The organism is Phaeodactylibacter xiamenensis (genome assembly GCF_000759025.1).
GTDB classification, from domain to species: domain Bacteria; phylum Bacteroidota; class Bacteroidia; order Chitinophagales; family Saprospiraceae; genus Phaeodactylibacter; species Phaeodactylibacter xiamenensis.
This window is the reverse complement of the sequence record NZ_JPOS01000039.1, coordinates 85,167-97,620: the sequence shown is the minus strand read 5'-3', so window position 1 is coordinate 97,620 and position 12,454 is coordinate 85,167. Positions and strand designations below refer to the sequence as shown.

The window sequence follows — 12,454 nt, the reverse complement described above, 5'->3', positions numbered from 1 at the left end:
TCTGGAAAATTACATTAGGACTCCCCTCTCCGGGGAAGAGCAAAGCCAATCCCTCAAATCCATCCTTTTGAAAAGAACGCTGATAAGCGCCATTTTTCCTATTCGGCTTAGTGGTTAGATCCAGCAGGGATTCAACAAGGAAAGACGGATAGTAAAAAGTAGCCGTGACCATGAACTGGTAAACTAAAAAAACGTTTGTCATTTACATCGCACACGATTTAATTTTAATCGATACAAATGAAAACAACAACACTTCAAAACGTATTCCGTGTCATCCTCGGCTTGCTCATGGGGCTGGCCGGCATCGGGCATCTTACCTTCCAACGCGAGGAGTTCCAGGCTTAGGTGCCAAGGTGGTTACCGAGCGACCCTGCTTTTATGGACTTTGTGGTCATCGCCTCTGGTGTGACGGAAATTGCGCTCGGGCTGGCTATGGTTTTCTGGGCCCGACATAAGGTCAAGGTGGGCATTGCGCTGGCGATCTTTTATGTGCTGATCTTCCCCGGCAACGTTTCCCAATATACCAACGGTATTGATGCGTTTGGGCTGAACACCGACCGCAAGCGGCTTATCCGCCTGTTCTTTCAGCCCGTACTCATTTTGTGGGCACTTTGGTCAACCGGAGCACTCAAATATTTATTCAATCAATCAAACCGATAAAATCGACCTGCTATGGAATTTTACAACTTTGAAGCCGAACAACTCAATGGCAAAAAAGTCAAAATGGAGGAATACAAAGGCAAGACCGTTGTGGTGGTCAACACCGCCAGCAAATGCGGGCTTACGCCTCAGTACGAAGGGTTGGAGAAGCTCTACCAGAAGTACCGGGACGAAGGGCTTGTCGTGCTGGGCTTCCCCTGCAATCAATTTGCCAATCAGGAACCCGGGGACGCTGAGGACATCAAGGAATTCTGTGAAATCAACTACGGGGTTAGCTTCCCGATGTTCACCAAGGTGGAGGTCAACGGCGAAGGCACCCACCCCATCTTCAGGTACCTGAAAGATGAACTCAATGGCCTGTTCGGGAAAAAAATCAAGTGGAATTTCACCAAATTCGTCATTGATAAGAACGGAAAGCCCGTGAAGCGTTTCGCGCCGGTCACGAAGCCCGAAAAGATGGAGTCAACGATCAAAAAACTGCTGTAACCATGAGCGATACTGCAGCGGCTCTTTACCTGGAAAACCAGCTTTGTTTCCCGCTCTACGCTGCTTCCAGGATGACGACTAAAATTTATGCCCCTTTGCTGAAGGCCCTTGGCCTGACCTACCCGCAGTATCTGGTCATGCTGGTCCTTTGGCAGCATGGGGAGCAAACCGTCAATGCAATCGGCAGCCGCCTTTATCTGGAATCCAATACCCTCACACCTTTGCTCAAACGCCTGGAGCAGAAAGGGCTCATCACCCGAAGGCGGTCCTCTAAAGACGAGCGCAGTGTACTGGTCGAACTCACCGAACCCGGAGCACAGCTAAAGGACAAAGCTCAGGAAATACCTAAAACGATCATCGAATCCTTTAACGACAGCCGGCTCACGGAACCGGAGGTCCTACAGTTCCAAAAGACCTTGTTCAAGCTGGTCGAAATCCTGAGTGAACGGGCAGAACGAGATCAAAGGTGACCTATCGACCTGACAAGAGAAAAGCCGCGAAAAAATATCCTTTGGCGGTAACAGTTCAAGGCAAAGTGCGGATAAATTAAAAAAGTCTTAATTTAACCCGCAAAAGCGTAACGAGCGCCGCTTTTCCCCGTTTTAGGACTATGCATGAAGCGCAACACACTAAGAATTATGCCCATACAACCGATACCAGAGACGCAGGACCGCAGCACCAACATTCACATTGCCGTCCTTTACGCCAGGGCCGATCAGGAAGCCTGGGAGGAGCTGGAAAAGCAATTCACCAGCATCAATGCCCGCTATCCGAATGTACACATCTGGACCGCCACCGACATTGACATAGGGGGCTCCGTAGATCGGCAGCTCAAGGATGAATTGAAGCGGGCAGATATTACGCTGCTGCTTTTTAGCCCGGAATTTGTCAACGACGATATCGTAGATGAGGAAGTACGGGACTTGCTGACCACCTACGCCAGGTTTAGCGACAGCGACGCCTACCGCAAGGAGGAGCGCTTCATTATGCCTATTCTCCTTAATCACCTCTATGGCTGGGACGACATCTACGATCAGCATTTCGACATTGAGAACCTCAGAGTGTTTGACAAGCTGCCGGAGGCCAGAGAAAGCCGGGGCAAAGTCTACGAAAGCATCGCACAGTCTCTGGAGGAATACATTGCGCGCATTAATGCCAAGTCAGTACAGATTGCCCTGCCTACCTGGATCGGTTTCATACCCAGCATCATGTACAATGGTGGCTTCGCCCGTAATGAAAATACACCACTTTTCCAGAAATACAGGCGAGAGGTCCACTTTGAGCTTAATGACCACCTCGATCAGCTCTGCGATGACTTCAAAGCCGGGCAGATTGATATGATGTGGTGCACTATTGACCGCCTGCCCTACGTAGCCGATAAAATCAAGGAATGGTCGCCCAAGGTTTTCTACCAGGCTTCCTGGTCCAATGGTGCCGACGCCATTCTGTCCAGGAGCCGTATCAAAACGGTGGCTGACCTTCGGGGCAAACGCATACTCTACCCCCAGGACTCGCCTTCCCATACTTTCCTGAAGTATGTGCTGCAGGAGCATGGGATCAGGCCCGAAGAAGTGGAAGCCATCCCTCAAAAACACACCGACCTGGACCTCCTTACCAAACGCTTCATAAAGGACGACACCCTTGATGCACTGGTGCTATGGAGCCCTTTCGTGGAAGCCTGCATTGCCGAAGGCTGCGGAGACATTAAAGTCCTGACCGACTCTTCCGACTACCCCAACCTCATCGCCGATGTGCTGCTCACCAGTGAGGAATACATCAATCTCAACCGGGAGGAAATCACAGAACTGCTCAAAGGCTGGTTCCGGGAAGTTGACCATTTCCTTAATGACGAATTTTACCCGCAAAAAGCAGTGGGGGTACTCGTGAACGCCATCATCAAGCCGCTACCGAGTATCATTCCCAGCTCTATACGCGGATCGCTGGAGGATGCCCTGAACAATTACTTCCAGACCTCTCTAAATAAGGTCCACCTCTGCGACCTTGCAGACAATCGGCGGTTTTTCGGCATTGGCCACCATGAAAAGGGGAATGCACAGGATGGCGAAGCTTTGTACACGCAGTTCCTAAAGCGGCAGTACCCTCACCTGGCCGATGCCGCGCACCTGCAATGGGATGTGCTGTCTGACACCTCACTGCTGAGTGCGTTGTAGAGAAGCCTGGCTCAAGCTTTGATGCTACGTGCCGTTACGGAAGCTAAAACAGCCAGTACCACTACAAAACCTAACCCCAGGGCCAGCCCAAAGTGGTCACTGATCAACCCGATCAGGGGCGGAGCGACCAAAAAGCCGATGACCCCTGAGCTTGCCACAGCAGCGATACCGTTGCCTGCACTCACGCCGGGTGTATTTGCTGCAGCGCTGAACAGCAGGGGGACCACCGTTGAAAAACCGAGCCCCACAATTGTAAAACCGAGTACAGACAACACCGGCAATGGCGCCAAAATTGCCAGCAAAAGCCCGGCAGCACCTAGCAGGCTGCCCATAGTAACGGCTTTTCCCAGCCCCAGCTGCAAGCGGATACCATCGCCCATAAAGCGGCCAATGGCCATCGCCATGGAAAACCCGGCATAGGCTAACCCCGCTATAAACGGGCCCGCCTGTAGTTCCTTACGGAGAAAAATCGCGCTCCAGTCCGCAATTGCCCCCTCCCCAATCATAATACAAAAGCCAATGAAGGCAAGCCCCAGCAACGCCCGGGGTGGTATGGAAAGGCCGTTATTCTCTGATGGCGCACTGGGCAGAGAATGAATGACCGGCCGCAGCAGCAGGTGCAAACCGACCATCAGCAGCGCAACCGTGATCAGGTGTACCTGGAGAGAAACGCCAAGAGAGGCAATAAGGCCGGAACTCCCCGCCCCCACCATCGCTCCAAGGCTGAACATACCGTGGCAAACCGACATAATGGCGATGTGGTAATGGCGTTCCACTGCCGCCGCCGCTGCATTCATGGAAATATTCATAAAGCTGTTCACAAAGCCGATAAGCAGCAGCCCGGCGAATAAGCTGTAAGGCCCCTGGGCAAAAGCCGGTAGTGGAAATACGCCGCAGAAAAGCAAAGTGGAAAGCGTCATCGCCTGCCCGCTGCTCAACCGGGCAGAAAGCCACCCGGCCAGCGGCATCATCAGTAACGCGCCTACCGGAAGCCCTAAAAGTGCAAGCCCAAGCTGCCCCTCAGACAACATCAAACGGGCCTGTACTTCAGGCAAACGGGCCAGCCAGCTGCCAAAAAGCATACTCAATGTGAAAAAAGTGAGCCCTACCGAAAGGCTGGGCATATGAAACGCGAACGTTTTGAGGGTTTTGATCATAGACAAAATTACTTAGAAAATGGACAATTGGTAAGTCATGCAAAAAATAATGGTGACGCCCCCCCTAACCATGGGGTCGTCACCACTTTCAAAAACAGTGTATGAAACTTAAGTCTTCTTTCAAATTTGTTGGTACAAAGGTAACGGCGTTACAACAACCTTTCTTCCGCCATTTTTACCAATATCAATACCATATTAACTTTTTGTGAAGGGCTGAACTTTTCTCAATTTCTTACTGTATTAGCAATATGAAACAGAGGACAAACATCGTTCTCTGCATAACCAACCATTTTTTCCCTCAGCTATGTGGCTGTTCCCGCCCATAGCCCTTACCACACAGCCAAATTATACTGCGGAAGCCCCAAGCTGATAAACCATGAGCATGAAAGCTGCACTTGAAAAAATAGAACCGGTTTTTGGCAACTCCTTTACATTAAGGAGTTTCGATGAATCCGACGACTGCAATCACCCCAACTGGCACTTCCACCCGGAGTACGAGATTGTTTACATCTCTAAAGGTAAAGGCAAGCGGCATATTGGGGACCATATCTCCTATTTTGAATCTGGCGACCTGATCTTCCTGGGGCCCAATCTCCCCCATTTTGGGTTTACGGAGGAGGTCTTTGAGGCACATACCGAAATCGTGGTGCAGATGAAGGAAGACTTTCTGGGGTCCGAATTCCTGAAAAAGCCAGAAATGCAGGCCATTAAGCAGCTCTTCCAGCGGTCCCGGCAGGGGCTTTCCTTCAGCGGCCCGGTGAAAGACCGGGTGGGTGAACAACTGAAGGCTATGCTGAAGCAGGATAGTTTTGAACGCCTGCTTACACTGCTGCACATTCTACAGGAAATGGCGGAAGCCAAAGACTACGAGATGCTGAACGCCAGTGGTTTTGCACTGGAGGTCAACACACAGGATCAGGACCGGATAGAGGCCATCTACCATTATGTACAATACAACTTTAAAGATGAAGTAAACCTTGATGAAGCGGCACGCCTGGCCAATATGACGGTGCCTGCATTTTGCCGGTACTTCAAGAAGCTCACCCGCAAAACCTTTAGCCAGTTTGTGAATGAATTCCGCATTGCTCACGCCTGCCGCCTGCTTGGGGATGACAGCATGACGATTGCCGCAGTGAGCTTTGAAAGCGGGTTCAACAACTTATCTCATTTCAACCGGCAGTTCAAGCAGATTACCAACCTCAGCCCGAGGGCTTATCGTAAAAATATCAGGAAAGTCGTTTCTTAGTGCCTCAAGTCATAGATCTCTGATACTTAAGTTGAAGTTATTTTTCGACTAATCAAGGCGAAGGTTCGCGACTTTAGCCCGAGCTAAAGGAGCGGTTCTTCAACGAAGAGTAGGCGGAAAATAACAAAACTTGGGGTGTCAAGGATTGATGGCTTGAGGCACTAGCTTCAGGGCTTCTCGAAAAAGAAAATACACAACTGGTTTTGTTCCAACGTTGCACAAAACCAACCAGAGAGCGAGTTTTGTGCAACGTTGGGGCAAAAGCTTTTTATACGCAATACGAAGTGGCTTGCAACATCGGAGGAAGCCACTTCTCAGCGTGAATGCTGACATTGAGTAGGTTTGCTGTGGCAAACCACTTAATCGTCAGTATAAAAGTTGTGTATTTTATTTTTGCCCCACTACTAAGGTAAATATTTGGGTGGGAATGATGGATGTTTCCGTTTCAGGTCCTACTTTTGCGGCGTACGTGCCTCCTTTTGCAGCAAAAAAGGCAGGCCCATACCCCACTCAAATGTTTAACTAACAATCACTTATCCCATGAAGAAGATTGCTTTTGTGGCGTTGATCGCCTTGCTTGCGGCTTGCAGCAACAATGATGAGGAAAAAAAGATGTTACTGGGCAAATGGCAATACAACCCGGCCCGCATGAGTGAAGAATTCCAGAAGACCAAGCCCTCTCCTCAGGAGCAGGTGGCCCTGGAGCGCTTCGTGATGATGTACCAAAATGATGCCTTCATTTTTGAGGAAGATGGCTCAATGCTCGTTACAACGCCAAATGGCGCCACCCTCAACGGCTCCTGGGAAATAAGCCCGGATGCCAAAACCTTATTCATGAACCTGGGCTCACAGGAAATTCCCAACACAATTACCAAACTCACGAACGAAGAGCTTGTCCTGGCCGCTGATACCACCCGGCGTTCCAAGTATACCCGCATTCTAAAGAAAGTGGAAGGCCCTGCCCCCGCTGCTAATGAATAGGGATTGCGGTCTGAAAGAGTACCGGGGAGCAGCGCAAAAACGAAAAGTTGCGCTCCCCGGCATCCTTGCCAAACCTACGCCAAACGCGCTCGATACCCCTTCCGTCAGGCAAAAGATTAAAACATATATAATTCCCGTTTTACACCTACTTTACATATAAGCCGGAATTTGCACCCAAATTCATGGCAACTGTCAGTTCCTGGGATTTTCCATGTGCTGGCATGCAGATTCAAAGGCAGATATGAAGCGGGAATTAGATATTGTCATTATTTCAGATGTGCACCTGGGCACTTATGGCTGCCACGCCAAAGAATTGCTCAACTATCTTAAAAGTATTAAGACCGGTACGCTCATCCTCAATGGAGACTTCATTGATATGTGGCAGTTCCGCAAACGGTACTTCCCCAAAGAGCATATTCAGGTCATTCAGCGCATCCTGAAAATGGCGGCCAAAGGCACCAAGGTCTACTACATTACCGGCAACCATGATGATGCCCTGCGCCGCTATTCTGACTTCTCCTCCGGCAACATCCACCTGCGCGACAAGCTCCTGCTGCAGCTCAACGGTAAAACCTACTGGATTTTTCACGGAGACATCTTCGACCTTTTCATTAAGTACTCGCCCCTGATTTCCAAAATCGGTGGCAAAGGCTATGACTGGCTCATCATGCTCAACCGCTTTATCAATAAGATGCGCATGGCACTTGGCAAGCCTCGAATGTCCTTTGCCAAGCGGGTAAAATCATCGGTCAAGGAAGCCATTAAATTTGTTTCGGATTTTGAGGACACCGCCATACAGCTGGCCGGAGAACAAAAATACGACTACGTAGTCTGCGGGCACATCCACCGGGCACAAATGCGCTCACAGGAAGCACACGGCCATCAAGTCACTTACCTCAACTCCGGCGACTGGGTGGAAAGCCTGACCGCCCTGGAATACAAATGGGGCCGCTGGTCAATATACGAATACGATGAAATGGACTATGCCTTTGTCAATCCAAAACTCCGGGTCAAAGAGGCCGAACAAACCGCTGAAATAGAAGAGGATGCCGACCTGATTGGCAACATCAGCACCGAAGAAATCTTTCAGCAAATCACAAGGCAGCAGCATCCTGCGGCTCACTAATGCCCTTTCCCAATACAAGCTTAAATCAGAAGGCCCGGTAAACAAACATGTACCGGGCCTTCAATATTTTGACCGTTGTTATTTCCTGGTCCCTGCCCTATCGGTTCTCCTTCCCAATTGAAATCAGGTTGGTAAATAAGCGGTAGGCACCGGGCACACCTGCCGGTAACTCGCGGAACCAGCTGTAGCCGGAATAAACGTAGTACCCTTCACCGTAGGGCGCCACCAACAGCCCGCCGTTCTTGGGGTCTTCACCGGGGTCATTGCTGGAAAGCACCGCTGTAAACTCGTCGCCCCACTCATTAGGGAAGTAGAGCCCTCTTTCCTGCACCCATCCTTCGAAATCAGAGGCCGTGATTTTATTCGGCCAGTTAAGCACCGGATGATCGGGCGCGAGCATACGCACTTCTGCTTCCTCCACGGTTACCCGGTCCCGGCTAATCTTCAGGTGGTAAGGCGCTATTTCTTCCATATCGACCTTGAGGTTCCAGGTGGTATTGTACTGATTGATCAGGGTGCCGCCCTGTTTGACATAGTCCAGCAGTACCGGCTGATGAAAAGCCATGCGCTCATTGGTATTGTACACACGAATGCCCAATATCACGGCATCGTACTGCTGCAATTGCTCCAGGGTAATATCTTCATCCGACAACAGAGCTACCTCATACCCGATCTGCTCCAGGCTGTTCGGGATTTCATCACCAGCCCCCATAAGATAGCCAATCTGCTTACCAGCTGTAGCAATATCCACTTTCACCACTTTGGCACTATTCTCCAACATGACAGTCTGTGTGGGAATATGATCGTAGGCAATGATATTCAAGCCTTTAGTATATGCCTGCCCATTCTCCAGGGTGGCCACCGCCTGAATACGCCCTTCGCTTTGCTCAGCGGGGGGATAAAGCATAAAGGTAACGACCTGCTCTCCGGATTTGGCCGCAATTTCAAATGCCGCTTTTGCAGGCTCAGCCCGCCAGCCTTCCGGTAAAGACAGCGACAACTGCCCTTTCACCTCATCCTTGCCTGCCCGTACCCGGACCGCCACTTCCTGTGGCTCGTCACCGGCAAAAACATATACCTTCTCCGCAATATTGGCGAACACCGGTGGCGTCACTTCAAAGGGCCGGTAGGTTTCGCCCTGTGAAGGCTTTGTTTCCTTGTACACCACATCCCGGATGACGGTCATGGGCACGCCTTCAATTTCAAGATGGAAAGCCACTTGCAAAGCCCGGGGCGTTTCCGGCAGCCCGCGCAGCTGCTGATTTTCCACTTTGTACATACCCAGGGAGCCTTCCTCATTGAGCCAGTATGGATTGGTATAGTTCATGTTGCCAGGCAATGCCAGCTTTTTGTAAAACTCATACTGTTGATTGTTCTCCAGTTCCAGTGCCAGCGTCGTATCAGCCATCACTGGCTCGTAAGTCACTGATTTGAGCCGCGCAGTGACCGGCGAACGGTTGATGGCCTCCATCGTCAGCTCAATGGTTTCGCCCGGGGTAGCGGAGTAATCCTCGGCAGTGGTTTCTACGTACATTCCCATACAGGCCAGGATGAGCTCGTCCAGCTCTTTGGACTTGACCCGCTTCCAGTACCCCTCTTCTACCCCATCCATCGCTTTGCGGGCATCCAGAAGGTAGGACACCACCTTGTAAGGTTGCTCAAAGGTGAAATTTTCCAGGGCCTGATCCAGGATCGCACCAACGGCCTCTCCCCCTTTCACCCGGCTCCAGGTGGTATTAATGCCCTGAAACAGGTCCTCCTTTTGCTCGGGCATATCGCCCTTGAGCAATTTCAGGTATTCCTGCTGGGTGCCCCGCTGCAGAGTCGCCCCAAAGCCCTGACATTTGTGCATGCTCCGTGCCTCAGCTGCAATCTCATTATTAGACTTGCCGCGCATCGGATAATACACGCCGATATCCACGCTCATCAGGTTGGTTTTGTCTGCTTTCGCGAAAGCTTCCTGACTGCCATAGAACCACCAGGAGGTATTGAAAAACAGGCGGCGGGGCTGCCAGGGGTCTAGGTATTCCAGTTGTTCCGGGTAGGCATCGGGGTCTCCTGCCAGGTCAAAGGCTTCGTAGGATAAAATCGCCGAAGAAGTATGGTGGCCGTGGGTACGCCCGGCTGATTCGTGGTCGAAACGATTGATGATCACATCCGGCTGCCACTTCCGGATAGCCCAGACCACGTCGCCCAGGACTTCCTCCCGCTGCCAGATTTCCAGTGTTTCATCGGGGTGCTTCGAATACCCAAAGTCGTTTGCCCGGGTGAACATCTGCTTACCACCATCAATACGGCGAGCCCCCAGGAGTTCCTGTGTACGAATGACACCAAGCAGTTCCCGGATTTCCGGGCCGATCAGGTTTTGCCCGCCATCGCCCCTTGTAAGGGACAAATAAGCCATTTCGGCATTGTATTCATTAGCCAGATAAGCAATCAGGCGCTGATTCTCATCGTCCGGGTGAGCGGCTACATACAAGGCAGAGCCCAGGAAATTCAACTTCTCAATACCCTGGTAGATCTCGGTTGCCGTCCAGCGCTCGGGCGCTTGCCCGCACACCAGCAAGGGCAGCATCAAGACCAGTAATATGCTCATCTTACACTTCATCATCTTTCAGGTCAGTTAGTTATGGTTCAATTTGGATGCTTCTGCTTTAGTGCTCGGGCCAGTTTTGCAGTACCCCTCCTTTAGATTGTACGCCATTCAGTGGCTTATCCGCAGGAATCCGCTTGATCAGCCGGCGGGACAGCTGCCGCCCCCCTACCATAGCGGAGAAAGTATAATAACCGTGCGGGAAGCTGGAAGTTTCCCAGGTCAGGGTAGAATTTGGCTGTACATCAGACTCAAACAGTACTTGCCCTCTGTCATTGGTCAGGACCAGATGGATGGGGCCCATCTCATGATTCACGATGGTGATGGTATCCGTAAAAGGGTTGGGCAATACCTCCAGGTCCAGACGATACGGGTCCATTCTTTCCCCAGCGAGCGGCGCCTCTCCGAAATCGGCATCCACCGTATCTGCCGGCAACATAGGCCCAATAAACCGGGCGGTAGCCTTACGCTGCTGCTCGGCGCGCAAGTCAGTGATTTTTTCTTTTTTCATCTCCGCTTTGGCTAGGGCAGGCGGAGGCTCAGGCAAAGCAGAGGTGTCTCCCCGCATTACGCGGCTGACGGCTTCCAGCAAAGAGTACTCGTTGAAGGCGTCCCGGCCGAGCTCCCAGAGCATAACTCCACCAGCGTGCTGCAAAGCCAGTTCCGTTTTTGCCGTGATCGTGATCAGCCCATTAAAATACAATTGCCCGACCTGATCGAGGTGGGCAAATGCCGGGTTGCGGTCTACAATCACGCCATAATTTACAGACCGGATGCGGTCCCGGTTGGTAAAGTCCCAACCGTAGAAGGGCAGGCCCAGTACCAGTTTACCGGAAGGTACTCCTTGTTTTCTCCAATACTGCAGGCAGGACTCTGCGAACGTAAAAGGCGAGTGCGGCCCCGAAAGATTGGGTGCCCAGGGACCGGTCAGGTCATAGGCCATGATATTGATAAAGTCGAAAATACGTAGCGCTGCATCCGAAATGTGCTTGTACCGCTTTTTACCCGGCAGTGCCGCTGTGATCATTTTACCTTCCGCATGCAAAGCCCGCCCAAGTGCCAGTACAAAGGGGCTATAGTGGTGGTCTACATGCTTCCACTCCAGGTCCACGTCCACCCCGTCCAACTCGTACCGGCGGACATATCGCATGATCTCCTCCACAAAGTACTGCCGGTTCCAGGGTTGCATGTAAGTCTTCCAGGCCGCCGCCCATTCAGGGTCAAGCGCCCCACCGGCTACCGAAATGAGCACTTTAACGTTAGCCGCTCTGGCTTTGCTTACGATAGGGCTGATGTCAACGCCTCCTGTTTGTAACCGGCCCTTATCATCCGGATTGGCAAAAGCAATACACAGGTGGGTCAGCTTTTCAAACTGAATTTCATCCAGCATATAACCCCTCCCGTACTGCAAATAACCAACTACCTTCTGCTCCTGCCCGAAAAGACTGGGAAAAACGGCACACAATAAAACAAAGGAGAACATCAGCCGGTAGTGCATGTTTCAAAGACGGGTTGCTTGGTTTGAGCCGAAATATAGGGATTTTATAAAGATGAAACCCAAATTTACCGGAATAAGGCCTGGTAACCAAGTCTGCAGAAATGTCTATCTTGGTTAAGTTTGATCCAACTGTTTTAGACCTGAATAAAATGACAAAAATTAACGCATTGGCCCTGATGCTCGCCCTGATGCTGCTGCAATGCCGCCCCATCGACAATACCGTCCCTCCGGACAGTGATGATGTCTATGAAGTGCGGGACAGTATCCGGGAAGTCATGCTGCTCCGGCTGGGCGAAGCGATGCAGGAAATTAACCGGCGCACGGAAAAAATGCGGCGTAAAGCCTACAGCGTCCCCCGACAGGAGGCCGGCAGGCTGCGTGCTCAGGCAGAGGCTTTGGAGAAACAATACCAACAACTCAGCCAGCGCACCCAGCACCTGCAGCAGGATAGCGTGCTCGGGCAATGGTACCATGAGTTAGACGAACTGGAAGTACAGCTACTTGACATCAGCCAAACCCTTGGAATACCTCTTTAA

11 protein-coding genes are annotated in these 12,454 nt (G+C 51.3%); 8 read left to right on the top strand and 3 right to left on the bottom strand.

All coding sequences use genetic code 11. The features are described from left to right. Positions 1 to 345: 345 nt before the first annotated feature. The 4 genes from IX84_RS16820 (at position 346) to IX84_RS16805 (ending at position 3,317) form a co-directional block, all read left to right on the top strand. The gene (locus IX84_RS16820) at positions 346 to 660 is read left to right on the top strand and encodes a DoxX family protein (RefSeq protein ID WP_202965261.1); all 315 of its coding nucleotides are present in this window, start codon (positions 346 to 348) and stop codon (positions 658 to 660) included. Positions 661 to 672: 12 nt separating this feature from the next. Beyond that, a complete protein-coding gene (locus IX84_RS16815) occupies positions 673 to 1,146 on the top strand; it encodes a glutathione peroxidase (protein ID WP_044223398.1) in 474 nt (157 codons plus the stop codon). A 2-nt stretch (positions 1,147 to 1,148) separates the two neighbouring features. After that, positions 1,149 to 1,616: a MarR family winged helix-turn-helix transcriptional regulator gene (locus tag IX84_RS16810; protein WP_044223396.1), complete on the top strand. Its 468-nt coding sequence runs from the start codon at positions 1,149 to 1,151 to the stop codon at positions 1,614 to 1,616. A gap of 168 nt (positions 1,617 to 1,784) precedes the next feature. After that, positions 1,785 to 3,317: an ABC transporter substrate-binding protein gene (locus IX84_RS16805; protein WP_044223393.1), complete on the top strand. Its 1,533-nt coding sequence runs from the start codon at positions 1,785 to 1,787 to the stop codon at positions 3,315 to 3,317. A gap of 11 nt (positions 3,318 to 3,328) precedes the next feature. Here the strand turns inward: IX84_RS16805 and IX84_RS16800 are convergent, their stop codons facing one another. Continuing rightward, positions 3,329 to 4,441: an MFS transporter gene (locus IX84_RS16800; protein WP_044223392.1), complete on the bottom strand. Its 1,113-nt coding sequence runs from the start codon at positions 4,439 to 4,441 to the stop codon at positions 3,329 to 3,331. A gap of 415 nt (positions 4,442 to 4,856) precedes the next feature. Here IX84_RS16800 and IX84_RS16795 point away from each other — a divergent pair, with 415 nt between their 5' ends. The 3 genes from IX84_RS16795 (at position 4,857) to IX84_RS16785 (ending at position 7,827) form a co-directional block, all read left to right on the top strand. After that, entirely contained in the window at positions 4,857 to 5,720 is an 864-nt protein-coding gene (locus IX84_RS16795; RefSeq protein ID WP_052516178.1) for an AraC family transcriptional regulator, read from the top strand. Between the two features lie 540 nt (positions 5,721 to 6,260). Next, on the top strand, positions 6,261 to 6,701 hold the full coding sequence (locus tag IX84_RS16790) for a DUF5004 domain-containing protein (RefSeq protein ID WP_044223388.1): 441 nt from the start codon (positions 6,261 to 6,263) through the stop codon (positions 6,699 to 6,701). Between the two features lie 241 nt (positions 6,702 to 6,942). Next, positions 6,943 to 7,827: a UDP-2,3-diacylglucosamine diphosphatase gene (locus tag IX84_RS16785; protein ID WP_044223846.1), complete on the top strand. Its 885-nt coding sequence runs from the start codon at positions 6,943 to 6,945 to the stop codon at positions 7,825 to 7,827. A 97-nt stretch (positions 7,828 to 7,924) separates the two neighbouring features. Here the strand turns inward: IX84_RS16785 and IX84_RS16780 are convergent, their stop codons facing one another. Together IX84_RS16780 and IX84_RS16775 are read right to left on the bottom strand one after the other, a co-directional pair. After that, positions 7,925 to 10,423, bottom strand: a complete 2,499-nt coding sequence (locus tag IX84_RS16780) for a PIG-L family deacetylase (RefSeq protein WP_238578300.1) — start codon at positions 10,421 to 10,423, stop codon at positions 7,925 to 7,927. Positions 10,424 to 10,481: 58 nt separating this feature from the next. Further along, positions 10,482 to 11,918: a glycosyl hydrolase family 18 protein gene (locus IX84_RS16775; RefSeq protein WP_052516098.1), complete on the bottom strand. Its 1,437-nt coding sequence runs from the start codon at positions 11,916 to 11,918 to the stop codon at positions 10,482 to 10,484. Between the two features lie 149 nt (positions 11,919 to 12,067). Here IX84_RS16775 and IX84_RS16770 point away from each other — a divergent pair, with 149 nt between their 5' ends. Further along, positions 12,068 to 12,454: a hypothetical protein gene (locus IX84_RS16770; protein WP_152605109.1), complete on the top strand. Its 387-nt coding sequence runs from the start codon at positions 12,068 to 12,070 to the stop codon at positions 12,452 to 12,454.